Source organism: Chryseobacterium sp. FH2 (genome assembly GCF_001045455.1).
GTDB lineage: Bacteria > Bacteroidota > Bacteroidia > Flavobacteriales > Weeksellaceae > Chryseobacterium.
The window spans coordinates 48,014-72,255 of record NZ_LFNE01000009.1; the positions used below are offsets into that span (position 1 = coordinate 48,014).

Annotated in this window: 25 protein-coding genes; 24 read left to right on the forward strand and 1 reads right to left on the reverse strand. The window is 33.5% G+C overall.

The window, feature by feature from the left end:
- The first annotated feature begins 23 nt into the window (after positions 1 to 23).
- The 24 genes from atpG (at position 24) to ACM39_RS14185 (ending at position 22,630) form a co-directional block, all read left to right on the forward strand.
- Positions 24 to 893, forward strand: coding sequence for an ATP synthase F1 subunit gamma (gene atpG / locus ACM39_RS14070; RefSeq protein ID WP_048511693.1), 870 nt, complete (start codon positions 24 to 26; stop codon positions 891 to 893).
- A 104-nt stretch (positions 894 to 997) separates the two neighbouring features.
- Positions 998 to 2,356, forward strand: coding sequence for a hemolysin family protein (locus ACM39_RS14075; RefSeq protein WP_048511694.1), 1,359 nt, complete (start codon positions 998 to 1,000; stop codon positions 2,354 to 2,356).
- 14 nt (positions 2,357 to 2,370) lie between these two features.
- Positions 2,371 to 2,673, forward strand: coding sequence for an ATP-dependent Clp protease adaptor ClpS (locus tag ACM39_RS14080; RefSeq protein ID WP_048511695.1), 303 nt, complete (start codon positions 2,371 to 2,373; stop codon positions 2,671 to 2,673).
- 116 nt (positions 2,674 to 2,789) lie between these two features.
- Positions 2,790 to 3,404, forward strand: coding sequence for a uridine kinase (gene udk, locus ACM39_RS14085; RefSeq protein WP_048511696.1), 615 nt, complete (start codon positions 2,790 to 2,792; stop codon positions 3,402 to 3,404).
- 2 nt (positions 3,405 to 3,406) lie between these two features.
- Positions 3,407 to 3,763 (forward strand): FtsB family cell division protein, encoded by a 357-nt coding sequence (locus ACM39_RS14090; protein WP_048511697.1) that lies wholly within the window; start codon positions 3,407 to 3,409, stop codon positions 3,761 to 3,763.
- A 42-nt stretch (positions 3,764 to 3,805) separates the two neighbouring features.
- On the forward strand, positions 3,806 to 4,969 hold the full coding sequence (locus tag ACM39_RS14095; protein WP_048511698.1) for a methylmalonyl-CoA mutase family protein: 1,164 nt from the start codon (positions 3,806 to 3,808) through the stop codon (positions 4,967 to 4,969).
- Positions 4,966 to 5,409, forward strand: a complete 444-nt coding sequence (locus ACM39_RS14100) for a DinB family protein (RefSeq protein ID WP_048511699.1) — start codon at positions 4,966 to 4,968, stop codon at positions 5,407 to 5,409. Before ACM39_RS14095 ends, ACM39_RS14100 begins: the two co-directional genes overlap by 4 nt.
- Before the next feature lie 106 nt (positions 5,410 to 5,515).
- On the forward strand, positions 5,516 to 6,658 hold the full coding sequence (locus ACM39_RS14105; protein ID WP_048511700.1) for a class I SAM-dependent methyltransferase: 1,143 nt from the start codon (positions 5,516 to 5,518) through the stop codon (positions 6,656 to 6,658).
- Between the two features lie 55 nt (positions 6,659 to 6,713).
- Positions 6,714 to 6,992 carry a hypothetical protein gene (locus tag ACM39_RS14110; protein ID WP_048511701.1) on the forward strand — a complete coding sequence of 93 codons (279 nt, stop codon included), beginning with the start codon at positions 6,714 to 6,716 and terminating at the stop codon, positions 6,990 to 6,992.
- A gap of 169 nt (positions 6,993 to 7,161) precedes the next feature.
- Positions 7,162 to 8,541 (forward strand): dipeptidase, encoded by a 1,380-nt coding sequence (locus ACM39_RS14115; protein WP_048511702.1) that lies wholly within the window; start codon positions 7,162 to 7,164, stop codon positions 8,539 to 8,541.
- 174 nt (positions 8,542 to 8,715) lie between these two features.
- Positions 8,716 to 9,624, forward strand: a complete 909-nt coding sequence (locus ACM39_RS14120; RefSeq protein WP_048511703.1) for a T9SS type A sorting domain-containing protein — start codon at positions 8,716 to 8,718, stop codon at positions 9,622 to 9,624.
- 81 nt (positions 9,625 to 9,705) lie between these two features.
- The gene (locus ACM39_RS14125) at positions 9,706 to 10,410 is read left to right on the forward strand and encodes an SDR family oxidoreductase (protein WP_185097465.1); all 705 of its coding nucleotides are present in this window, start codon (positions 9,706 to 9,708) and stop codon (positions 10,408 to 10,410) included.
- A gap of 152 nt (positions 10,411 to 10,562) precedes the next feature.
- Positions 10,563 to 11,309 carry an electron transfer flavoprotein subunit beta/FixA family protein gene (locus tag ACM39_RS14130; protein ID WP_048511705.1) on the forward strand — a complete coding sequence of 249 codons (747 nt, stop codon included), beginning with the start codon at positions 10,563 to 10,565 and terminating at the stop codon, positions 11,307 to 11,309.
- Positions 11,310 to 11,400: 91 nt separating this feature from the next.
- Complete coding sequence (locus tag ACM39_RS14135; protein ID WP_048511706.1) at positions 11,401 to 12,348, forward strand: electron transfer flavoprotein subunit alpha/FixB family protein; 948 nt, start codon at positions 11,401 to 11,403, stop codon at positions 12,346 to 12,348.
- 177 nt (positions 12,349 to 12,525) lie between these two features.
- Positions 12,526 to 13,125, forward strand: a complete 600-nt coding sequence (locus ACM39_RS14140; RefSeq protein ID WP_048511707.1) for a bifunctional nuclease family protein — start codon at positions 12,526 to 12,528, stop codon at positions 13,123 to 13,125.
- A 20-nt stretch (positions 13,126 to 13,145) separates the two neighbouring features.
- Entirely contained in the window at positions 13,146 to 14,528 is a 1,383-nt protein-coding gene (locus tag ACM39_RS14145; RefSeq protein WP_048511708.1) for a nucleoside permease, read from the forward strand.
- A gap of 475 nt (positions 14,529 to 15,003) precedes the next feature.
- Entirely contained in the window at positions 15,004 to 15,393 is a 390-nt protein-coding gene (locus ACM39_RS14150) for a hypothetical protein (protein ID WP_048511709.1), read from the forward strand.
- A 9-nt stretch (positions 15,394 to 15,402) separates the two neighbouring features.
- The gene (locus tag ACM39_RS14155; protein WP_048511710.1) at positions 15,403 to 15,831 is read left to right on the forward strand and encodes a hypothetical protein; all 429 of its coding nucleotides are present in this window, start codon (positions 15,403 to 15,405) and stop codon (positions 15,829 to 15,831) included.
- A 59-nt stretch (positions 15,832 to 15,890) separates the two neighbouring features.
- On the forward strand, positions 15,891 to 17,069 hold the full coding sequence (locus ACM39_RS14160) for an acetyl-CoA C-acyltransferase (protein WP_048511711.1): 1,179 nt from the start codon (positions 15,891 to 15,893) through the stop codon (positions 17,067 to 17,069).
- Between the two features lie 242 nt (positions 17,070 to 17,311).
- Positions 17,312 to 18,802 (forward strand): MFS transporter, encoded by a 1,491-nt coding sequence (locus tag ACM39_RS14165; protein WP_048511712.1) that lies wholly within the window; start codon positions 17,312 to 17,314, stop codon positions 18,800 to 18,802.
- Between the two features lie 106 nt (positions 18,803 to 18,908).
- A complete protein-coding gene (locus ACM39_RS14170; protein ID WP_228377122.1) occupies positions 18,909 to 19,334 on the forward strand; it encodes a T9SS type A sorting domain-containing protein in 426 nt (141 codons plus the stop codon).
- Positions 19,335 to 19,528: 194 nt separating this feature from the next.
- Positions 19,529 to 20,455 carry a mevalonate kinase gene (locus tag ACM39_RS14175; RefSeq protein ID WP_048511714.1) on the forward strand — a complete coding sequence of 309 codons (927 nt, stop codon included), beginning with the start codon at positions 19,529 to 19,531 and terminating at the stop codon, positions 20,453 to 20,455.
- A gap of 10 nt (positions 20,456 to 20,465) precedes the next feature.
- Entirely contained in the window at positions 20,466 to 21,395 is a 930-nt protein-coding gene (locus tag ACM39_RS14180; RefSeq protein WP_048511715.1) for a UbiA family prenyltransferase, read from the forward strand.
- 65 nt (positions 21,396 to 21,460) lie between these two features.
- Complete coding sequence (locus tag ACM39_RS14185; RefSeq protein WP_048511716.1) at positions 21,461 to 22,630, forward strand: proline dehydrogenase family protein; 1,170 nt, start codon at positions 21,461 to 21,463, stop codon at positions 22,628 to 22,630.
- Positions 22,631 to 22,915: 285 nt separating this feature from the next.
- Here ACM39_RS14185 and ACM39_RS14190 read toward each other — a convergent pair whose 3' ends face one another.
- On the reverse strand, positions 22,916 to 23,455 hold the full coding sequence (locus ACM39_RS14190) for a helix-turn-helix domain-containing protein (RefSeq protein ID WP_048511717.1): 540 nt from the start codon (positions 23,453 to 23,455) through the stop codon (positions 22,916 to 22,918).
- Positions 23,456 to 24,242 lie beyond the last annotated feature (787 nt).

Here is a 24,242-nt window from a genome sequence, read left to right on the forward strand (position 1 = left end):
CGACAACCAACAACTAACCCAATATGGCAAACTTAAAAGAAATACGAGGAAGAATTACGTCAATTTCATCTACGATGCAAATTACACGTGCTATGAAAATGGTTTCGGCAGCGAAGCTAAAGAAGGCACAGGATGCAATCGTAATGTTAAGACCCTATTCTGAAAAACTACAAGAAATCATCCAGAATGTAAATTCTAGTTCTGATCCTGATCAGATTTCTGTTTACGCTCAAAAGAGAGAGGTTAAAAAAGTACTTTTCATTGCTGTTACTTCAAACAGAGGTCTTGCTGGTGCCTTCAACTCATCTATCGTAAAAGAGCTTAATATTCAGTTTCAGAATAATTCTCAATATGAGATTGAAGTTCTTACAATCGGTAAAAAAGCTTATGACGCTGTAAGAAGAAATCGTACGGTATATTCTAATGAAAGCGCCGTTTATGACAATCTAAACTTTGATACGGTTTCTCATGTTACTGAAGCAGTAATGAGCAGTTTCAAAGAGGGTAAATTTGATGAAGTTTATGTAATTTACAATAAATTCGTTAATGCTGCGACTCAAGAAGTTACTACAGAGCAGGTTCTTCCGATTTCAATGCCGGAAGTTGACGTTACAGAACCTCAGGTAGAAACCGATTATATTTTTGAACCCAATAGAGCTGAGATCTTAGATAATTTGATCCCAAAATCTATTAAAACTCAAATTTTCAAGGCTGTTTTAGATTCAGTAGCATCTGAGCATGGTGCGAGAATGACTGCAATGCATAAAGCAACAGACAATGCCCAGGCTCTGAAAAATGACCTTGTAATCTTCTACAACAAAGCCAGACAGGCCGCTATTACAAACGAAATCCTAGAGATCGTTTCAGGAGCAGAAGCTTTGAAAAATTCGTAAAGCGTATTTTTAACAAAATATTAAAGCATCGAGGTAACTCGATGCTTTTTTTGTTATTTTTATTTTGTATATCTTTGTACCAATTAAATATATATTATTTCTAAATGGATTCGGACATAGTCAGGCTTTTATTGGCCTTATTTCTTGTATTATTAAATGGCTTTTTCGTAGCCGCAGAATTTTCAATTGTCAAAGTTCGTTACTCCCAAATCCAGTTAAAAGCAGCCGAAGGTAATTCCATGGCAAAGCAGGCAGAGCACATTATCAAGCATCTTGATGAATATCTTTCTGCTACACAGCTTGGTATTACACTGGCATCCCTTGCCTTAGGTTGGGTAGGAGAAAGCGCTTTGCACCATGTTGTTGAAAGTATTTTTCATTCTCTGAACGTTGAATTGGCTCAGACAACAATTACCACAGTTTCAGTGGTTACCAGTTTTGTATTAATTACAGTTATGCATATTGTATTTGGTGAACTTATTCCTAAATCAATAGCGATCAGAAAATCGGAATCTACTACAATGGCAACTGCAGTTCCATTACGGGTTTTTTATACCGTTTTCAAACCATTTATCTGGTTGATGAATTTAATGTCTAATACTTTTTTAAGATTAATAAAAATTCATCCTGCATCCGAACAGGAAATACACTCTACGGAAGAGCTTCAGCTTTTGGTAAAACAAAGTGCTGACAGTGGAGAAATTGAAGAGGAAAACTATGAAATTATTAAAAATGCGTTTGATTTTACAGATCATTCAGCAAAACAAATCATGGTTCCTCGTCAAAACATTACGTCAATTGATTTTGAAGAAGATATCAACGAAATTATTAATAAAATCATGGATAGCGGATATTCACGTATCCCGGTGTATGTAGATTCTATTGATAATGTAATAGGTATTTTATATACAAAAGAGATTATAAGAGAGTTTGTTAAGAGAAAAGGAGAGCTTAATCATGAGGATCTGAAAGAACTCATGCGTGATGCTTTTTTCGTGGTTGGAAGTAAAAAGATTTCAGACTTATTAAAAATTTTCCAACAGAAAAAACAGCATTTAGCAATTGTCATTGACGAGTTTGGAGGTACGGAAGGTATTATCACACTTGAAGACATTTTGGAAGAATTGGTAGGTGAAATTCAGGATGAAGAAGATGATGAAGAGAAAATTGTTGATAAGATAGGAGATCACACCTATTGGGTACAGGCCACTCAGCCTTTGGACGAAATCAACGAATTTTTACCTAAAAAATTATCTCTTTCCGAAGAGAGTGAATATAATTCTTTAGCAGGATTTATTCTTCATGCATTGGAAGATATCCCGGAAGAAAACCAGGAATTTGACCTTGAACATTACCATTTCAAAATACTGAAAATGAATAATAAAAGTGTAGAATTGGTGGAATTGGTTTATAACGAGCCAAATAATGTCAATGATTTGGCAGACAAATTAGGTGAAGTTTAATATATAAGATTACAATGATTTTTTATAACATAAAAGATTATGAAGATCCAAAACGTAAGTACGAAGAAGAAGTCCTTGTTTTGGATGATACGGATGAAGTTTATAAATTAATTTTGCATAATGATGATATTCATACGTTTGATTATGTAATAGATTGTCTCATAGAAATTTGTAAACATACTTTAGAACAGGCCGAACAATGCACCATGTTGGTGCATTACAAAGGTAAATGCACGGTAAAAACAGGCTCAATGGATTTGCTGAAGCCGATGCACGAAAAACTTATTTCAAGAAGTTTAACAAGTGAAATCGTATAAAATGAAGCTCTAACTTTGGTTAGGGCTTTTTTAATTAAAACAATTTCCATCTGCTTTATTTTATTTGCATTCATCTAAAATAGTATATTTGTAAAAACTATAAAGAAACAAATAGAATGCTTGTAATAGGAATTGCAGGAGGTACAGGATCCGGCAAAACTACGGTTGTTGACAAAATACTTCAACAGCTTGATATCGAAGGTATGAACATCCTTTCTCAGGATAATTATTATCATGATAATCAAAATCTTACACTTACGGAAAGAGAAGCTTTAAACTATGATCATCCTAAGTCTATTGATTTTGAACTGATGTTGAAACACGTAAAAGCACTAAAAAATAATGAGTCGATTGAGCAGCCTATTTACAGCTTTGTGACGCATTCCAGAACCGGAGATCATGTCACTGTAGAACCTAAAAATGTATTGGTAGTAGAAGGAATTCTGGTTCTTACCAATAAGGAATTATTGAAAGAGTTTGATTTAAAAGTGTTTGTGCATGCAGATTCTGATGAAAGATTGATTCGAAGGATAAGGAGAGATACACAAGAAAGGGGAAGAGATTTGAGTGAAGTATTGCACCGTTATCAGACGACTCTGAAGCCAATGCATCAGGAATTTATTGAGCCTTCAAAAAACGAAGCGGATTTAATTATCCCGAACATGAGGCAGAATTCCGTAGCCATTGATTTTTTGACTACTGTTATTAAAAACTCGTTGAAAAAACATTAAAAATGAAAGAGAATAAACTTATTAAAGATATCCAGCCAAAGTCTGAAACATTAAAAGTTATTCAAAAATATGTTTTGAATAAATATACAATTACGATTTGCCTGTTTCTGGTTTGGATGATTTTCTTTGATAAAACTTCGTTTTTGGTAATCAATGAACTGAATGGAGAGATTAACAAATACGAAGAACAACTCCAATATTATAAAGCGGAATATGAAAAAAATGACACGTTTTATAAAAAACTGATGAATAATAAATCTGAAAAAGAAAAATACGCAAGAGAAAATTACTTTATGAAAAAACCGGATGAAGAGATTTTCATTCTAGTGGTTGACAGCGCAAATATTGCCAGGAAATAATCACTCATAATTTATAATTCTAAACTTATAATTCTAAACTAAATGTCAAACGTAGATATACTTTCAAACTGGGAAAATTTAGTAAAAAAGCAACTTAAAAGTGAGGATATTTATTCAGTTCTGAAAAAAGAAAACTTAGAAGGAATTGATGTAAAGCCTTTCTATTATTCTGTGAAGAAACCTCTGGTAAATCTTCCGAAAATCGAAGAAAGTACTCATTTGGTTGCAAGATATCACGAAAGTTTAGAAGAGGATGTATTTGCCTTTATTTTAGATCAAAATGTTGAAAATCTTGAACAGAAAACTATTTTCGTTAATAATATTGATCTGGCAGGACACATCAGCCCTAAAGAAGAAGATCAGTATTTTTCGCTAATTGATGTTTTTAATGAAAAAGAAGCCACAATTGATGATCAGTTAGTAAAGGAATTATTAGCAAAAGAATTTAAAAGAAATATCTGTATTGATATTTCTTTTCATCAAAATGCCGGGGCAGCAATTTATCAGCAATTGGGGATTGCTTTAGCAAAAACTAAAGAATTGTTCGAGGTTTATGGCCCTGAAATTTTAAATAAACTGATTTTCAGAATTGCTGTCGGAGGAAATTATTTCTTCGAAATAGCAAAACTGAGAGCTTTTAAAATGGTTTTTAATCAACTTTCAAAAGAATATAACCTAGACGAAATTCCCTATATTTTTGCGGAAACTTCATTGAGAAATAAAGCTGTTTCGGATAATGAAAACAATCTTATCCGTTCGACTTTAGAATTAGCTTCTGCGATGATTGGAGGTGCTGATGCGGTTTTCACTAATAATTATCTGGTTGACAAAAGTACAGATAATTCTGAGGAAATTTCTTTCAAACAACAAATTGTTTTAGCCTATGAAAGTATCATCAATGTATTTGAGGATGCTTCTAACGGAAGCTATTATATTGAAGATATTACCCGGCAAATTGCAGAAAAATCCTGGGTGCTATTTGTGGAAATTGAAGAAAACGGGGGGTATTTAGAGCTTTTGAAACAAGGAATGATTCAAAAGAAAATCTACGATCATGCTGTTGAAGAACAAAAATGGGTTGAAGAAGGGAAAATAAAATTGATTGGGGTTAATTTATATCCAAAATTAGAGGTTAAAAAGTCAGTAAACGAATTATATAATGAAAAAGAAATAAAAGCTGTTCGTTGGGCTGAAATGTTTGAATGATGAAAGAAAAACTGGTTGATTTATTTGAATATACCTATCATTTCAACAAAGAGATGATAAAAGTTATTTCTGAGAATTTCTCAAAAGTAGACGAAAAAGCAATCAGTTTAATTAATCATACGTTGAATGCTCAACAGATATGGAACTCAAGAGTTTTAAGCGAAACATCATTTGAGGTATGGCAGATAAATCCTTTTGAAAAACTGGACAAAATCAATCATGAAAACTTTCAGAAAAGTATTCAAATTGTTCAAAATTCGGATTTGGATAAAAGAATTGAATATCAAAATTCGAGAGGAACAGCGTTTGAGAACAGTATTTTTGAAATGCTTTTTCAGGCAGTTAATCATTCGACATATCATAGAGGGCAAATCAATTCTTTATTAAAACAAAACGGAATTGAACCCATATTGACAGATTATATTTTTTATAAAAGGTAAATTTAACGCTCACTATTTTTCACATTTGCTGTAAACGTAGACAAGAATATTTTCCGGAAAATAAATAAAACATTCTAAAAATTAAACACGATCATTTGCGAAATCTGTGGGAATACTAGATAAAGAAGTTCAAGGCTATATCAATGCACATCTAAATTCAGACCTGCATTCTTTGTTATTAAAAACATCTCCGTTTCGTGAAGTTTCCATGCAGGAAATCGTTCAACAAATCAAAGGAAGGCAGGTCGCACAGAAAAAATTTCCGTTTTTATTGAAAGACGGGATAATTTTTCCGCCACAGCTTAACTTAGAACAGTCATCCTCAGAAAAAACAGCACTTTATAAATCTGAAATTTTAAAAGGAAAAAAATTTGTTGATTTGACGAGCGGTTTTGGAATTGATGCTTATTATTTATCTGGAGATTTTGAAAATGTACTACTTGTAGAGCAAAATTCGGAGCTTTTAGAAATTGTAAAGCACAATTGGAAGATTTTGGGAAAAACGGCAAAGTTTATTAATCAAAAACTGGAAGACTTTTTGGATGAAAATCAGGAAAATTTTGATGTAATCTATCTTGATCCGGCTCGGAGAGATAACGATAAAAACAAGGTTTTCCTTTTGGAAGATTTATCACCGAATATTCTTGAAATTCAGGAAAAATTAATGATGATTTCGGATGAAGTAGTGATAAAACTTTCGCCTTTAATTGATCTGAAATATTTAGTTTCAGTTTTACCGGGTATTTTCAGGATTGATATTATTGCGCTGAAGAACGAGGTAAAAGAAGTTGTTGCTTTTTTAGCAAAACAAAATTCAGGTGAAATTATTTGTAACTGTGTGAATCTTGAAAGCAGAGAACCAACTTTCACATTTAAATTCAGGGAAGAAGAAATTGCGGTTGCAGATTATTCTGAACCGGAAAGATTTATCTATATTCCCAATAATTCTATTTTAAAAGCTGGAGTTTTTAATTTAATTTCAGAAAAATTTAGGGTAAAAAAATTTCATCCGAATTCGCACTTTTATACGTCAAATGAAAAAAATGATGATTTTCCCGGAAGAATTATTGAGATGGAAATGATTGATGCTAAGCAAATTAAAAAGAAAGAGCAGTTTAATATCATTTCAAAAAACTATCCTTTAAAACCCGAAGAAATAAAGAAAAAATATGCTTTAAAAGACGGTGGAGAAAGGTATCTTATTTTTACACAATCCAAAAAAGGTAAAATAATATTAAAATCAGTATAAAAATGTTGCTGTAAAATGTAGGATTTCTTAATTTTGGGCAATCAAAAATTTAAACATGAGAAAATTAGTTATATGTTTGGCTCTTGCTACTGTTGCTGTAAGCTGTAAAAAAATTCAGGCTGGTGGAAATAAGAACATTATAAAGCTTGAAGAAGGTGCAGACAGATATTCTGAAGATGAACAAGGTGGAGGAGAAGCTCACAGTCATGAAGCTGCTGCTACACACAAAGAAGAAGCAACTGGAGAAAAACATGAAGCTGAAGCTCCAAAAGCAGACAGTGCAACTTCCACTGCAAAACCAACTGAGGCTCAAACACCTAAAGCTGAACACTAATTATTAGTACAATATAAAAAATGTCCTGCAGAAATGTGGGACATTTTTTTGTTATATAAAAACCGGTAATCGTTTTATTATCGGAAAATAATAAACCTGAGGAAAATTATATGTTTTTGTTTGTTCCTGCAGGTCATTTTTTTTACTTTTAGCAAAACAAAATTTTACAATGCAAGAGACATTAAATTACATTAACGAAAACAAACAGCGTTTCGTGGATGAATTATTTGAGTTATTGAGAATTCCTTCTATTTCTGCAGATCCGGCTTACAAAGATGATGTATTGAAATGTGCGGATGTGGTTGCAGAACACCTTAAAAATGCAGGAGCTGATAATGTAGAGGTTTGTAAAACCAATGGTTACCCTATCGTTTTCGGAGAGAAAATTTTAGATAAAAACTTACCGACAGTTTTGGTTTACGGTCATTATGATGTACAGCCTGCTGATCCGTTAGAATTATGGACAAGGCCACCTTTCGAACCTTATATTGAGAAAACTGAGCTTCACCCGGACGGAGCGATTTTTGCGAGAGGCTCCGCTGACGATAAAGGTCAGTTCTTTATGCATTTGAAGGCTTTTGAAGCAATGATGAAGACAAATACTCTTCCTTGTAATGTTAAATTTATTTTAGAAGGAGAGGAAGAAGTTGGTTCTGTAAGCTTAGGAGATTTCGTTAATGAGAACAAAGAGAAATTATCTTGTGATTGTATTTTAATTTCTGACACACATATTTACAGTAATGAACAACCGACTGTAACAACAGGTTTAAGAGGTCTGAGCTATGTGGAAGTTGAAATTGAAGGTCCGAACAGGGATTTACACTCAGGGCTTTATGGTGGCGCAGTTCCAAACCCTATTCATGTGCTTTCAAGAATGATTACTAAATTGATTGATGAAAACGGACAAATTACTATCGATGGTTTCTATGATAACGTAGAAGATCTTTCTGAAGAAGAAAGAACTGAAATGAATAAATTGAAAGATAATCCCGAAGAATTTAAAAAATCAATCGGTTTGAATGGAGTAGAAGGCGAAAAAGGCTATACCACACTTGAAAGAACTTCAATCCGTCCTACTCTGGACTGCAATGGTATTTGGGGAGGCTACACAGGAGAAGGAGCTAAAACAGTGATTCCTTCTAAAGCTTCAGCTAAAATTTCAATGCGCTTGGTTCCTTATCAGACTCCGGAAGAAATTACTGAAAAGTTTACAAAGTACTTTAATAAAATAGCTCCGGATAATGTAAAGGTTAAAGTTACTCCGCATCATGGAGGAATGCCTTACGTTTTGCCAACAGATACTAAAGAGTTTTTAGCCGCTAAAAAGGCAATGGAAGCATCTTTCGGAAAAGAGGTTCTTCCGTACAGGGGTGGCGGAAGCATTCCAATTACAGCCATGTTTGAGCAGATTTTAGGAGCTAAGTCTGTTTTAATGGGCTTCGGTCTTGATTCCGATGCGATCCACTCTCCTAATGAACATTATGGATTATTTAACTTCTATAAAGGAATTGAAAGTATTCCATTGTTTTTCGAAAATTATTCGAAGTAATAAAAAAATCCTTAAGTATCAGTGCTTAAGGATTTTTTATAATGAAATTGTATTTTGGTAGATGTATTGTGATAAATAATTGTTTTCTAAGCCTTTAGATGATTTATGTGTTAATTTTCTTGTTTGGGTGAATTTTTTTAATTAGCTTTATTTAAAATATAAAAAACTTTTACCATGAGAAAACACTACTTATTGGGCTTATTGTTTTGTACAATAGGGCTGAATGCACAAACTGTTATTTATTCACAACCTACTACCACTACTGATGGCATTGTTTCGGATGTTTTATCAAATGGAAGTTTCGTTGCTACTGCTGATGATTTTACATTAACAGCAACCAGCCAGATAACGAAAATAAAGATTCAGGGCTTTCAGAACGACGGAACTCTTGAAACTACTGTCGCTACCGGTGCAATGTTGTATATTTATGCAAATAATGCAGGAAGTCCTGCAGGAATTCCGAATAATGCTGCCGTTACCCCACTGGCTGCTATTAATATTGCAAAAGGTGCTGCCGGATACAATCTCGTAAAAACGGGTACATCCAACTATACTTTTGAAATTGATTTGACAGCAGCACTTAGCACACCCTTAGTTTTACAATCAAATACTATTTATTGGCTAGTATTTGCTGCAAAAACAAATTTAACAGCATATACGGGAACGACAAGATTTAATTGGTTTGCAGGTCAGGTTACAGGAAATCCGGCTAAATTAGTGGATCCTAGTAATGCTTTTGGAGCAGGTGCTACTTCATGGACTAGCCTTTTTGCGCTGACAGGGACAGCAGCTCTTAATGGTTTGGCATTTTCTATTGAAGGGCAGTCAGCAGTATTGGGAACAACAGAAGTATTTAGCTCAATAAAAGAAATTTCTATTTTCCCGAATCCGACTACAGATTATCTTATTATTAATTCAAAAAATAAGATAAATAATGTTGAAATTTTTGATTCTAGCGGAAGAAAAGTTAATACTGTTTTAAATAATGATAAAGTTGATGTAAGCCAGCTTCAATCTGGGAATTATATTATTAATATAGAAACCAAAAAAGGAATAGTTTCTGAAAAATTCATTAAAAAATAATTTACTGATAAATATTAGTATGGATAAAACACTCTATTTAGGGTGTTTTTATTATTTTTAAGAACTTAAATCTATAATATGATGATAGAAAATAAAGTTGCCTATATAACAGGAGGAACTAAAGGTATCGGTTTCGGAATTGCTAAAATATTACTTGAAAATAAAGTTTCGGTTGCTTTTTCGGGTAGAAGAAGAGATGATGTCGAAAAAGCAGAACATGAGCTTCAGCAATATTCAAAGAATGTTTTAGGGGTTGTTTCGGATGTGAGGAATCTGGAAAGTGAACAGGAAGCTGTAAAATATATTGTTGAAAAATTCGGAAGATTAGATTTTGTAATAGCCAATGCGGGATTGGGGGTTTTCAAACCTGTAGATAAGCTGTCTGCCGAAGAATGGAATGATATGATCGAAACTAATTTAACAGGCGCTTTCTATACATTAAAAGCTTCTGTGGAAGAGCTGAAGAAGACGGAAGGGTACTATATTACAGTTTCAAGTTTAGCAGGAGCTAATTTCTTTGAAAACGGGACAGGTTATAACGCTTCCAAATTCGGAGTAGTAGGTTTTACACAAGCTGCGATGATTGATTTAAGAAAATATAACATTAAGTCAACCGTAATTATGCCGGGTTCGGTAGCCACAAACTTCAACGGAAATATTCCATCTGAAAAAGACAACTGGAAAATTCAGCCTGAAGATATGGGAAATCTGGTTTTGGATATTTTAAAGATGAACCCAAGAGTTTTGCCGAGTAAGATAGAGTTTAGGGCTACGAAACCAGCATAGGCACCACATCTAATGCTTTGAATAGTAAAATAATAAGTATTATGCATGCATAATATATTTTTTATTTATATTAGCAAAAATTAATTAAATCAAAATCTCTCTCTAAAACGCATTAGTTTTTATAAAAAAGAGAAACAATTAAAATAGTACACATGAAAATATTAGTTTGTATAAGTAGTGTTCCGGATACTACTTCCAAAATTAACTTCACGGCAGACAAATCTGCGTTCGACAAAAACGGAATTCAGTGGGTTATTAATCCTTTGGATGAATTTGCATTGACAAAAGCTATTAAATTACAAGAATCTCAAGGTGCTACTGTTACAGTAATCAATGTGGGAGATGCAGCTACAGAGCCTGTAATCAGAAAAGCATTAGCAATCGGGGCAAATGATGCGGTAAGAGTAAATATCGATCCTAAAGACAGCTATTCTACGGCAAAAGAAATTGCTTCTGTTGCTCAAAACGGAGGTTATGACTTAATTCTTTGTGGTAAAGAATCTATTGATTATAATGGCGGTTCTGTTCCGGGAATGGTTGCCCAATTGTTGAATCAGCCTTTTGTAAATGCTTCTGTAGGTCTTGACGTTAATGGAAGTGAAGCAACTGCTGTAAGAGAAATCGAAGGCGGTAAAGAAACTATTTCTGTAAAATTACCTGCTGTAATTGCCGGTCAGAAAGGATTGGTGGATGAAAAAGATTTGATTATTCCAAATATGAGAGGTATTATGTCTGCTAGAACAAAGCCTTTACAGGTGGTAGAAGCTACATCTTCTGAAGTGAAAGTTCAGGGCGTTTCTTATGACAGCGTACCGCCAAGAGCTGCTGTAAAATTGGTTTCTGCAGATAACTTGGATGAATTGGTGAGACTGCTTCATGAAGAAGCTAAAGTTATCTAATATTGAAGCTGAGGTTAAGTTTAATATAATAATATTCCTAAAGCTTAGCCTGAACTTAAATCTTTAATTTTAATCTTTTAATTTAAAAAAAATGGCAGTATTCGTATACGCAGAAAATATAAACGGAGTTTACAAAAAAGCAGCTTTTGAAGCAGTTGCTTATGCTAAAGCTATTGCAGATCAGGCTGGTGATACAGTAACAGCAATTTCTGTAAACCCTACAGATTCTTCAGATTTATTATACAAATATGGAGCATCAAATGTAATTAACATAAAAGACGAGGGTCTTAAAAGTTTCTCGGCTAAAGCTTATGCTCAGGCCGTAAGCGAGGTGGCAAACGGAAATATTATCGTTTTCCCTCACACAACAGATGCTTCTTCAATTGCTCCTATGCTGGCAATTATGAATGGATATTCTTTAATTACCAACGCTATCGCTGCGCCGGAAAGTCTTTCTCCGTTTCAGGTGAAAAGAAGATCTTTTTCAGGAAAAGGTTTTATGCATGCAAAAGCTGAAGGGGCAGGAGTAATCGTTACGGTTTCTCAAAATGCTTTCGGTGCTAAGGAAAATGCAGTATCGGGTTCAGAAGAAGTGAAAAATTTGTCTGTTGCTAATGAGGATACTAAAGTAATTTCTCACGAACAAAGCTCAGGAAAACTAGACCTTAAAGAGGCTGAAGTAGTAGTTTCTGCCGGCAGAGGGATGAAAGGTCCTGAAAACTGGGGGATGATTGAAGATCTGGCAAACGTTTTAGGGGCTGCTACGGCTTGTTCTAAACCCGTTTCTGATATTGGGTGGAGACCCCACACAGAGCACGTAGGACAGACTGGTAAAGCTATTTCACCAAATCTTTACGTAGCTGTAGGTATTTCCGGAGCGATTCAGCACTTAGCTGGAGTTAACTCTTCTAAAACTATTGTCGTAATCAACAGTGATCCTGAAGCTCCTTTCTTCAAATCAGCTGATTACGGTGTAGTAGGAGATGCTTTCCAAATTATTCCTGCTTTAACAGAGAAAATCAAAGCTTTAAAAGGATAAGGCAAATGAATTGTCTGAATAGTTATTTGAATTTTCTTTAAGTCTAAACTGAAGATTCGGGTACAACTAAAAATTCATAATTCTTAATCTACAAAATACAATAAAAGCCCGAAAAGGGCTTTTATTTTTGTCTAAAAAGTAAATCCTACAATAAAAAATTAATTTATATTTGTAGCTATGGATTATAAACAGCTAATTATTCGCGGAATATCGTACAGCCAGACCCAATCAGGGGCGTACGCTTTGTTATTGGAACATGAAGAAACACATATAAAATTACCTGTTGTTATAGGAAATTTCGAGGCGCAATCCATTTCTCTTGGTCTGGAGAAAGATATCCATCCGCCACGTCCTCTTACACATGATTTATTCACAAAATTTATAGTTTCTGCTAATTACGAACTTGTTTCGGTTATTATTTATCAGATTGTAGACGGAGTATTTTTCTCAAACATCAACTTTAGAAATAAGGCAAATGATGAAGAATTAATTCTTGATGCAAGAACTTCTGATGCCGTGGCAATGGCTGTAAGATTTGATGCTCCTATTTTTACAACCCAGCAAGTACTGAATGAAGCTGGTATTCTTTTAGAATTGGAAGATGTTTCCAAAGAAGAGCAATCGTTTTCAGAAACGGTCCAGACAGAAGATAGTTTAAAATCTATCTCGATGGAAGAGCTTCAAAAGCTTTTGGAAGAAGCCGTAAAAGAAGAAGATTACGATACAGCTCTGGAGATTCAGGAAGAAATCAAAAGGAGAAAAAAGAAAATCGACTAAAGAGATATTTTACACTAACTATGAATTTAAAACTACGACTTACCATCCTCAGTTTTCTTCAGTTCTTCGTTTGGGGGGCTTGGCTGATTACGATGGCTAATTTTTGGTTTGGCACAAAACATTGGGACGGAGCTCAGTTTGGAGCAGTTTTCGGAACAATGGGAATAGCTTCTATTTTTATGCCGACCATTACAGGAATTATCGCCGACAGATGGGTGAATGCAGAACGCATTTTTGCGGCTTTACATATTCTTTACGGAATTGTTCTTTTTATATTACCACATTCTACAGAACCTGGTTCTTTCTTTACAGTGATGCTTATTGCAATGTGTTGCTATATGCCGACAATTGCCCTGGCGAACTCGATTTCTTATACGATTCTGAAAAACAGTAATCTGGATGTGGTGAAAGATTTTCCGCCTATACGTGTTTGGGGAACGATAGGATTTATCGTTGCCATGTGGATTACCAACCTTACGGGAAATAAAGCTACCGAAGGACAATTTTATATTGGCGGAGCCGTTGCTGTTTGTCTGGGAATTTACGCTTTGACGTTACCAAAATGTCCTCCTCAAAAATTGATTGATAAAAGCGCTCCTTTAACAGAACAATTCGGGCTTAATGCCTTTAAATTATTTAAAGATTATAAAACGGCATTGTTTTTCTTGTTTTCAATGCTTTTAGGAGCGGCTTTACAGCTTACAAATGCTTATGGAGACGTATTCTTGAGCGAATTTGAACATTTTCCAAAATATGCAGACTCTTTTGTTGTACAAAGGTCTACGATTATTATGTCTATTTCTCAGGTTTCTGAGACATTGTTTATTCTGGCGATTCCTTTCTTTTTAAAGAAATTCGGAATCAAAAAGGTAATGCTAATGTCGATGTTGGCTTGGGTTCTTAGATTTGCATTTTTTGCATACGGAGTTCCTGAAGGATACGGTTTAAGTTTGATTATTCTTTCTTGCATCGTTTACGGTATGGCTTTCGATTTTTTCAATATTTCGGGATCACTTTTCGTTGAAACCACAACTGACAAAAAGATTCGTTCTTCTGCACAAGGCTTGTTTATGATGATGACAAACGGTTTTGGAGCTGTTTTCGGAAGTTATGCTGCGGGCTGGGCTATTGATAAATTCTTTACTTACAGATTTACAACAGTAACAGATTTGTCAGCGTATTTGGAAACAACCCCAGATAATCCTACTTTCTTGGAAATCTTAAAAAAAAGCTTCAATTCTGCGGTAAATCCGGATGGTACTTTATCATCAATTGTAATGGTAAAAGACTGGCATAATATCTGGCTTTCTTTTGCTGCTTATGCATTGGTTTTAGCCGTTCTGTTTGCTATTTTATTCAGACATAAGCATAATCCGGAAGAAGTCTCTTCTGTGAGCCATTAATTTATTTGATTATTAAAATTACATTGCATTTTCCAAAGAAAGTGCAATTTTTTATAATCAAGCAACCAATTGAAATATTTTTCATCTTATAGATAGAGAACTTAGAGAGGGCTTTATTTTGACAAAAAACAAGACCATAAGGCTCAAAAGGCACTTTACAAAATGTTTTTGGCTAAAATACCCCATAGCAAATTAGCAATAGGTTACGGTAGGATTTATTTGTTTATTCAAAAAGATGTAATACATGCATTTAATAATAAATGCTCAGCTAAAGAAGGAATACGGATTGCAAATTGGTCTTGAAATCGCAAATGTATATTTTAAAATAATTAAGTAATTGATTTTTTTATTGTGAAATTGTTAAATTTATGACAATTATTTTAAAGCTAACAATTGTTTGGATATAAATAAATAGATTTTAAAACACACTGTTTTTAAGTGTGTTTTTTTTTGTATTTTGGCACTTTATAGAGAGATGAAAAATATTCAGTTATTTGGATTATTATTGGTTGTTGTGGGTAGTTTTTTGCCTTTGGTACACGTACCCATAATCGGGAATTGGAATTATTGGAAGCTGGATCATTATCTGGCTATTGCCTGCTGGATTTTCTCGGCTTGCGCCTTGTTCGGAATTGTGAATAATGAAAAGAAAATTACGAGAACATTTGCTGTTCTTTTAATTTTACTGTTCATTTTTACATTAATTGCAGTTAAAATTCAGTCATTGGATTATTTCAGCTTTTTACCATTTAAATCATGGAGAAAAACTCTTGCGGGGGTTGTAAAATTGAGATGGGGATGGTTCTTCGAATTTTTGGGAGCATTCTTAATGATTTTTTCAAAAAGTAATAACAAAAAAATATAAACACAACATATGAAGCTATTAAGTTTATTTGCCATTGTTTTTTCTTCCTTAGTTTTTTCTCAGACTAAAGGTCAGAAAGCAGCAGCTCAGGCAAAACCTGTGGACAACCCGGTAAAGTGCAGTAATATAAAAGAGGGAACGTTTTTACGTATCAATTATCCCAAGAATCTTTGGTATATGACTGTGAAGGATAATATTCAGACGGAATATTATAATGATGGTAAAGATTTTATAAAATCAAGCATTGTTTTTGTGGACGAATGTAATTATAAATTAATTGTCCTTGAAAAAACAGAACAGAGCAATCCTATCAAAGTCGGTGATGTTTTTAGTAATACAGTAATTGCAACACAGGATAATTATATAAAAATAAATTCTCAGCTGAATGGCGAGAAATTCGATTTGGTTTTAATGAAAGCTAAAGAAAATAAAAAATAAAACTGTAAGTGAAGCCGAAAGGAATCATTGAGTTAAAAAATTAAAAATAGAATTATAAAATGAAAGAAGTATTCATCGTTTCCGCGGTAAGAACTCCGATTGGAAGTTTCTTGGGAAGTTTATCAACGGTTCCTGCTACAAAATTAGGTTCTGTTGCTGTAAAAGGAGCATTAGATAAAATTGGTTTAGATCCCAAAAACATTCAGGAAATCTATATGGGAAATGTTTTACAGGCGGGTGAAGGACAGGCACCGGCCCGTCAGGTTGCCCTTGGAGCTGGTCTTTCTATCGAAACACCCTCTACTACAGTAAACAAAGTTTGTGCTTCAGGAATGAAGGCCGTGACTATGGCTGCACAGGCTATCAAAGCTGGCGACGCAGATGTAATTGTTGCCGGGGGTATGGAAAATATGTCTGCCGTTCCTCACTATTATAACGCAAGAAACGCTACAAAATTAGGTGATGTGAAAATGCAGGACGGAATGGTTTTAGATGGTCTTACAGACGTTTACAACAAAGTTCATATGGGAGTTTGTGCAGAAAAATGTGCGACTGATTATAGCATTACAAGAGAAGAGCAGGATAATTTCGCCATTGAATCTTATAAAAGATCTGCGAAGGCTTGGAGTGAAGGAAAATTCAATGATGAGGTTGTACCGGTATCAATTCCTCAAAGAAAAGGAGATCCAATCGTTTTTGCTGAAGATGAAGAATACAAAGCAGTAAACTTCGACAGGCTTCCTACTTTACCGACGGTTTTCAAAAAAGAGGAAGGGACAGTAACGGCTGCAAATGCTTCTACACTTAATGACGGAGCTTCTGCATTAATTCTTGTTTCCAAAGAAAAAATGGAAGAATTAGGCCTTACCCCTTTAGCTAAAATTGTTTCTTATGCAGATGCTGCCCAGGAGCCTGAAAACTTTACAACCGCACCTGCAAAAGCCTTACCAATTGCTCTTAAAAAGGCAGGTTTAGAGCTTACAGACATTGATTTCTTCGAGTTTAACGAAGCTTTCTCCGTGGTTGGTTTGGCAAATAACAAAATTTTAGGTTTAGATGCTTCTAAAGTAAACGTAAATGGCGGAGCAGTGGCTATTGGTCATCCACTTGGAAGTTCTGGTTCCAGAATTATTGTAACTCTGATTAATGTTTTAAAGCAAAACAATGCAAAATATGGTGCTGCAGCTATCTGTAATGGCGGTGGTGGCGCTTCTGCTATTGTTATTGAAAATATGTAATAATTGTTTTAGTAAATTATTTATAAATCCGGAAGTCTAACGCTTTCGGATTTTTTGTTTTTTTTTAATATTTAAAACTTATAAGGGTTCAGCATGACATCATGAGATCTGCTTCACCGGCAAAATCACCGGTAGAAATTGAACTTAAATTTTAACTAAACAATAAATGTTTGATGAAAGAAAATAAAAACCTCTGAATATTCAATGGTTTTTTTATTTTTGTGTACTAATATTTATTTGAAATGTCTGAAATTGATAATCAACAACCTAGGAATATAAAGAATAATCCAAAGATAATGAAAGCCTGGGCTGTTTATGACTGGGCAAATTCTGTTTATTCCCTGGTAATTACCTCTACTATTTTCCCTATTTACTATTCTATCCTTACCACAGCTTACGAAAAGAAAGAATACGTAGCTGAAACTAAAAAATGGATTGATGTTCCGGTAAGACACATGATTAAAATTTTCGGAAAAGAATATCAGCCGGATGCGGTTTACGGATATTCTTTAACGATATCTTTTTTAATTGTGGTTTTCCTTTCACCGTTTTTGTCTTCTCTGGCAGATACCATTGGGAATAAGAAATCTTTCTTACAGTTTTTCTGTTATTTAGGAGCCACTTCTTGTATGGGACTGGCAATGTTTACGGGGATGCACAATGTATTTTTAGGCCTTCTTTTCAGTATTACAGCGAGCGTAGGATTCTGGGGAAGTTTAGTATTCTATAACTCATTTTTGCCGGATATTGCGACTCGGGACAAGCAGGATGCACTTTCTGCAAAAGGCTATGTTTACGGATATATAGGTTCTGTAGTTTTGGTAGTAATTTGTTTGGTATTAATTCAGGTTTTTGCTAAAGGTGCAGCTCAACAGTTATTGTTTACAAGAATCAGTTTCTTGTTAACAGGGGCTTGGTGGTTTGGTTTTTCTCAGTATACTTTCAAACATCTTCCTCAATTTGGAGATGTGAAAGATAAACTTCCAAAAGATTTAGTATTGTTAAATTATAAAAATATTTTCAAAAAACATGCTGAGCAGGGTGGTTTTTTTGAAGTTTTTAAAGATAATTTAAGCTTTTATAAAGACATTGCAAAAGAAAGTTTCCATGAGTTGTTCAAAGTAGGAAATGAATTATTTAAAGATAAAAATTTGAAATTCTTCCTCTCAAGCTTCTTCTTTTACAGTGTTGGTATGCAGACGATTTTTCTTATGGCAACATTATTTGGGAAAAGCGAAATAAACCTTGCTCAGGATAAATTAATAGGAACACTTTTGGTGATTCAGATTGAAGCTATCATAGGAGCTGTTATTTTCTCAAGATTATCTAAAAGAATTGGTAATAAAAACGTAATTTCTATCGCTATTGTATTGTGGATTGTAGCTTGTATCTGGGCTTTTTTCCTGAATAAAGAAAATCCTACGGTAGAGTACCAGTTTTACGGAGTAGCAGCGGTTGTGGGGCTTGTAATGGGGGGGCTTCAGGCGATGTCAAGGTCTACATATTCAAAACTTCTTCCGGAAGATTCTATGGAAAACACAACTTTTTTCAGCTTTTATGACGTTTTGGAAAAGCTGGCAATCATTTTAGGAACATTTATTTTTGCAACGCTGATTGAGCATTTTAATAATATGCGTATTGCAGCACTTTCAATGACGATATTTTTCGCAGTTGGATTGGTTTTAATTCGATTCCTAAAAGTAAAAATGTTGAAAGACAGAGATACTTTATAAAAAAATTAAATACTTATAAAAAAGACGTTAAGCAATTGACGTCTTTTTTTCTCTCTATTAAATCTAATTAAATATCTCATTAATTAGATTAAAGCCGGTTCGCTGGGTGTATATATACAATGGTCCATCCACAAGCTCGCCATTATTTGCAAACGGAAATAACTTAACGGGAACCGCATTGCCTGGAACATTTACATCGACTCATCCTTCGGGAGCAATTACAGTAAAATTTGTTTCGGATCCGGGAGTTAATGATTTGGGTTGGCAAGCCAGTTTCTCTTGTGCTGTTCTAGGAGTTGAAGATACTGTCGGAATATATCCAAATCCTGCCAAAACAATGATTACTATTTCATCTAAAGAGAATTTAAAATCATATAAAATCTTTGATGCGTCAGGCAGATTGATAACTTCAGCTTCTTCATTAAAGGGAAATAATGCGGAGGTCAATCTTTCTTCGGTTCAGACCGGAAATTATGTAATTACTGTAGAGACTGAAAAGCAAACGGTAACTAAGAAATTAATCAAACAATAGTTTTATTCAAATACATGGTAAAAAAGCCTGATTAATTCGGTTTTTTTTGTTAATTTTAAAATAATAATAAGGGTTTTTAATATTTAATTAAAACCTTTAAAGGTATTTTCGTTAAAATTTGTTAGAATTCGGCTTGAATTTTGCTTATATTCAGCGGAATAATTTTTAACTTTGCAAAAAGATTTATTGTCAAGATGACGAACCCTCTATTTTACGCAAAAATAATTCTTTTCGGAGAATACGGAATGATAGAAGACTCTCAAGGTCTTGTAGTTCCATATAGCTTCTACAAAGGAACTTTAAAATTCTCGGATTCAGGCTCCGAATTTGAAAAAAAATCAAACGAACATTTGCAAAAGTATTCAGATTTTCTTGAAAATTTAGACCTTCCTGCAGACTTCAAATTAAACGTACAAAAATTTAAACAAGATATTTCAAACGGACTTTTCTTTGATTCTAATATTCCGCAGGGATATGGAGTGGGAAGTTCCGGAGCATTGGTTGCTGCTATTTTCGAAAAATATTCGTTGAGCAAGCACAATCCTGAGAATATTTCTAAAGATAATTTAAAGAGCTTAAAAGCTGTTTTTGGCGAAATGGAAAGTTATTTCCATGGTAAAAGTTCAGGAATGGATCCTTTAATCTGTTATATGAATCTTCCGATTCTCATCGAAAACAGAGAAAATTTAGATAAAGTTTCCATTCCGGAAGGGGAAGAAGGAAAGGGGGCTATTTTCTTGATTGATTCAGGAATGACAGGTGAAACAGGACCAATGATTCAGATTTTCTTTGAAAAAATGAAGACGGAAGGTTTCAGAAAAACATTGAAAGAAGAGTTTATTCGTTATAATAATGCCTGCATTGATTCTTTCCTTAAAAAAGACATGAATCCTTTCTTCAGAAACCTGAAAAAGCTTTCTCATTGGGCTTACGAACATTTCCGTCCGATGATTCCCGAGAGTATTTTCAATATATGGAAAAAAGGGTTAGATTCTAATGCTTATTATTTGAAGCTCTGCGGAAGCGGCGGCGGCGGGTATATTTTAGGTTTCACTAGAGATTACGAGAAGGCTGAAAAAATGCTTGACGGTTTCCAAAAAGAAGTAATTTACAGATTTTAAATACGTTGGAATGAATTCTGAAAAAGAAACTTTCCAACAAAAAAATATTGCCCGGAAATCTCTATTTTACAGGCTGTCACAATTCGTAGGTTTCCTTTTGGGAGCTCGTGTTTTTGTAGCTGTTTTACTTACTTTTGCTCTGTATGTTTCCACATTTTTCCTCTTTAATCAGGAGGAAAGTTTAAGAAAATTTGTTTTTGATTTTAAAGTTCACGGTATTATCTTCTGTACAGTTTTAACTATTTTGGCAGGCGGAATTATCAATCAGTTTTACGATTTTGAAAAAGATCATATTGTAAAACCTTTTAGAACAAGAATCCAAAGCTTTATTAAACAGAAATATTTCCTGTATGTTTACTTATTTTTAAGTATAATATCATTAGGGGTTGCATGGTTTATTTCTCATAGAGTATTTTTATTTTTTGTTATTTACCAGTTTTTTATGTGGTTCTACAGCCATAAATTAAGCAGGATTTTAGTTTTAAATAATCTTACTTTTGTAAGCCTTACGTTATATCCCTTTTTCGGGATGATGGTTTATTATGAAACTTTTTCATTAAAAGTTTTCTTAATGGCAATTTTCCTTTTTCTGATTCTTTTATGTATTGATATTGTGAAAGATACATTGACAAAGAGTGTTGATAAGGCTTTTGGATATACTACAATTCCTAACTACTATAAGAATAAAACTACAAAAATTATCATCATTTCTTTATTGATTTTTACCATGGCTGTTTCGATGAAATTAATTATCAGAACGGGGATTTCAGGTTTCATGGCTTATTATTTTTCAGGAGGATTGTTTGTGATGGTTGTTTGTATTTATCTGCTTTTAAATTTTTCCAGGAAAAGTAAATTTGTGACTCTCAATATTCTGAGATTTTGGGTTTTCGTTGGAATAATTGCCATGCTTTTAAGCGGAATCGAAGGTAATTTGTAGAAAAATTTCTTTAAAAACACTAAGGTTTTCTTACCTTTGCGGAACCTTAAATTTATATAAAAGTAATGCCCATTTTTAACGATACTAAAGTTGCATTCGCAGATAAATCTGATGCACAGTTAAAGAAAGCGTATTGGATGTTCAAAATGATCGAGCAGCCTTCACTTACAAAAATTGGAACTTCTGTTCTTAATTTCACTGTTCATAATGATTTTCCTTTCGTTACCGGAATTGTAAAAAACACTTTGTTTGAGCAGTTTTGCGGTGGTGAAACACGTGAAGAAAGTATGAAAGTTGTGAAACAGCTTTTCAAAAGAGGAGTTGGAAGTATTTTTGACTATTCTATAGAAGGCAAAGAAGATGAAGCCACTTTTGATGCTGTGTGTCAGGAAATTAAAGATATCGTAAAATTTTCCGTAGGAAATCCTGCAATTCCTTTTATCGTTTTCAAACCTACAGCTTTTGGTAGAATTGACCTTTACGAAGCAGTTGGTAAAAATGCAGAGCTGACTTCCAGCCAGAAAGAAGAATGGAAAAGAGTTGTAAAAAGATTTGATGAGGTTTGTAAGCTTTGCCACGAAAATGATAAAAAAGTAATGGTAGATGCAGAGGAAACCTGGATGCAGGATGCTGCAGATCATCTTTGTGAAGAGATGATGGAGAAATACAATCAGGAAAAACCTATTGTTTGGAATACAATTCAAATGTATAGAACTGGAAGATTGGAATATATGGAAGCACATCTTCAAAGGGCAAGGGAGAAAGGTTATTTTATTGGTTATAAGATAGTCCGGGGGGCTTATATGGAAAAAGAAAGAGCAAGAGCTGCTGAAAAAGGATATGCAGATCCAATTCAGCCAAATAAAGATGCCTCTGATAAAAATTATAATGGAGGAATTGATTTTGTAATGGATCATTTAGATAAGGTTTCGGCATTCTTTGGAACTCATAATGAAATTTCTTCAGAGCTTGTAATGGATAAAATGAAAGGAAAAAACCTTGAAAATGGTAATCCGCATGTGTATTTTGGGCAGCTTTACGGAATGAGTGATAACATTACGTTTTATTTGTCTGATAAGGGCTATAATGTTGCTAAATACCTCCCTTACGGCCCCGTAAAAGATGTTGTTCCGTATCTTACAAGAAGAGCCCAGGAAAATACTTCTGTTGCCGGACAAACAGGTAGAGAGCTTGGTCTCATTAAGAAAGAATTAGAAAGAAGAAAAGGAAAATAATCTTTTTTTCAAACTAAAAAGAGCTCTACCAATTAGTAGAGCTTTTTTTAGTTATTTATAAATCGTAATTGATAATATTTATTCAGGTTATTTTAAATAATGATTATATAATATTAAATTAAATTTTTTATTGTGGATTTAGTATTAATTTTGTAATTTAGTTGTGTACCATGAAAGCATACAAAATGAGTATCTCATTTTATTAATATAGCTGAAAAAAATAAAGCATTAGCTTTAGTTTTCTTCTCAAATATTTTTGACCTGATCTTTTCCTGATCAGGTTTTTTATGGCTCAAAACTTTCAAATTTTCCGTTTTCGTAGAATATAACAATACGTTTTATTTTATTATCCTGATTTCCAACGACTTGATTTGTTATTTCATCATCATGTTTCTCTAATCGCTGAGAACCGGATATTTTTTCCTGACCTGTATTTTGGTGCGGTATAAACGATTCTCCGGAAGTTGTTTTTGGAGCCGGAATTTCCATTTCTTCGGTTCCAAAATCCTCATCTTTATTCATCATCGTAAAAAGGTCGGGTAGAGAAGTTGTCTTTGAATTTTCTTCTTCCTGCTTTTTTTCCTGAATTTTATTTTCTTCACGTAATTCAGATTTCAGCATTTCGCCTTCACCGGTAACCAGCCAATCCCAAAGAATCTCTGGAAAACGTGATTTTATTTTTATGATGAATTCAAGAGATGGTTTGTTTCTTCCTGACGTAATATGTGAAATAGAAGATCGCTGTACGTCTATCTCATCTGCGAATTCGGAAGAGGTAAGATTTGAATACTCTATGACTTTGGAAATTCTCTCGTTTAAACTCATAAAAATAGATTTCAAGTACTTTACAAATGTAAATAATATAGTTTACAAATGCAACTATTTGTAATATACAAATGTAAAATAATGCTGTGTACAAGTGTAAACTATATAATACATTGATAAACAAGTAGTTTTAATATTTCTACTTTTTAAATGTAATATTTTACAGTAATTTATCCATAACAGATTTTAAATTTGCCTTTTTATGAGCCCGAAAAGTCAATAACTTATTAATAAGTTATTTTTGATAAGTTATCAATATTTACCTAATAAATTTATTTTTGTGCCACTATATGTTATTAGTCTAATAGTATTGAGCAAGGGGATTGCCAGAAGCTGAATAAAGCTTATACATATTATAAATAGGAGCTTTTCTGCTATAAATAGTAATTAACTGTCAGCTTTAGACATTCATTATGCATTATGTATAACGTAAATTTAACTTTAGATATAAGCGCTAAATACAGCAGTTTACATCATTAAATTTTAGATAAAAAACTAAGATGAACAGCAAATTGAAAGTCTAAAATCAATGCGTTTACATTTGTATATAGTATTATTATATATAGTTTTCCATACATTCTTTGTTTAATAAAATAACCCTCAAATGCTGATAACTATTAAATTTCTTAGTTAAAGTAGACCTAAAATAAAAATTTAGATAAATTTTATAAGTTTCTGGATTTTAATACTTTATATGATTTACATTGAATTATTGTTAATCCACAATTTTATCCACAGACATTTTGTCACTTCACAATGTTTAACTGTTTTACAAATGTTAATTTTA

What these genes read in the sequence shown, in the direction of transcription:
- ACM39_RS14145 (WP_048511708.1), top strand. Translation starts at nt 13,146, where the DNA reads ATGAATTTAAAACTACGACTTACCATCCTCAGTTTTCTTCAGTTCTTC.
- ACM39_RS14130 (WP_048511705.1), top strand. Translation starts at nt 10,563, where the DNA reads ATGAAAATATTAGTTTGTATAAGTAGTGTTCCGGATACTACTTCCAAA.
- ACM39_RS14160 (WP_048511711.1), top strand. Translation starts at nt 15,891, where the DNA reads ATGAAAGAAGTATTCATCGTTTCCGCGGTAAGAACTCCGATTGGAAGT.
- ACM39_RS14090 (WP_048511697.1), top strand. Translation starts at nt 3,407, where the DNA reads ATGAAAGAGAATAAACTTATTAAAGATATCCAGCCAAAGTCTGAAACA.
- ACM39_RS14125 (WP_185097465.1), top strand. Translation starts at nt 9,706, where the DNA reads ATGATAGAAAATAAAGTTGCCTATATAACAGGAGGAACTAAAGGTATC.
- ACM39_RS14165 (WP_048511712.1), top strand. Translation starts at nt 17,312, where the DNA reads ATGTCTGAAATTGATAATCAACAACCTAGGAATATAAAGAATAATCCA.
- ACM39_RS14185 (WP_048511716.1), top strand. Translation starts at nt 21,461, where the DNA reads ATGCCCATTTTTAACGATACTAAAGTTGCATTCGCAGATAAATCTGAT.
- ACM39_RS14180 (WP_048511715.1), top strand. Translation starts at nt 20,466, where the DNA reads ATGAATTCTGAAAAAGAAACTTTCCAACAAAAAAATATTGCCCGGAAA.
- ACM39_RS14175 (WP_048511714.1), top strand. Translation starts at nt 19,529, where the DNA reads ATGACGAACCCTCTATTTTACGCAAAAATAATTCTTTTCGGAGAATAC.
- ACM39_RS14155 (WP_048511710.1), top strand. Translation starts at nt 15,403, where the DNA reads ATGAAGCTATTAAGTTTATTTGCCATTGTTTTTTCTTCCTTAGTTTTT.
- udk (WP_048511696.1), top strand. Translation starts at nt 2,790, where the DNA reads ATGCTTGTAATAGGAATTGCAGGAGGTACAGGATCCGGCAAAACTACG.
- ACM39_RS14190 (WP_048511717.1), bottom strand. Translation starts at nt 23,455, where the DNA reads ATGAGTTTAAACGAGAGAATTTCCAAAGTCATAGAGTATTCAAATCTT.
- ACM39_RS14100 (WP_048511699.1), top strand. Translation starts at nt 4,966, where the DNA reads ATGATGAAAGAAAAACTGGTTGATTTATTTGAATATACCTATCATTTC.
- ACM39_RS14120 (WP_048511703.1), top strand. Translation starts at nt 8,716, where the DNA reads ATGAGAAAACACTACTTATTGGGCTTATTGTTTTGTACAATAGGGCTG.
- ACM39_RS14095 (WP_048511698.1), top strand. Translation starts at nt 3,806, where the DNA reads ATGTCAAACGTAGATATACTTTCAAACTGGGAAAATTTAGTAAAAAAG.
- ACM39_RS14115 (WP_048511702.1), top strand. Translation starts at nt 7,162, where the DNA reads ATGCAAGAGACATTAAATTACATTAACGAAAACAAACAGCGTTTCGTG.
- atpG (WP_048511693.1), top strand. Translation starts at nt 24, where the DNA reads ATGGCAAACTTAAAAGAAATACGAGGAAGAATTACGTCAATTTCATCT.
- ACM39_RS14140 (WP_048511707.1), top strand. Translation starts at nt 12,526, where the DNA reads ATGGATTATAAACAGCTAATTATTCGCGGAATATCGTACAGCCAGACC.
- ACM39_RS14110 (WP_048511701.1), top strand. Translation starts at nt 6,714, where the DNA reads ATGAGAAAATTAGTTATATGTTTGGCTCTTGCTACTGTTGCTGTAAGC.
- ACM39_RS14135 (WP_048511706.1), top strand. Translation starts at nt 11,401, where the DNA reads ATGGCAGTATTCGTATACGCAGAAAATATAAACGGAGTTTACAAAAAA.
- ACM39_RS14075 (WP_048511694.1), top strand. Translation starts at nt 998, where the DNA reads ATGGATTCGGACATAGTCAGGCTTTTATTGGCCTTATTTCTTGTATTA.
- ACM39_RS14150 (WP_048511709.1), top strand. Translation starts at nt 15,004, where the DNA reads ATGAAAAATATTCAGTTATTTGGATTATTATTGGTTGTTGTGGGTAGT.
- ACM39_RS14080 (WP_048511695.1), top strand. Translation starts at nt 2,371, where the DNA reads ATGATTTTTTATAACATAAAAGATTATGAAGATCCAAAACGTAAGTAC.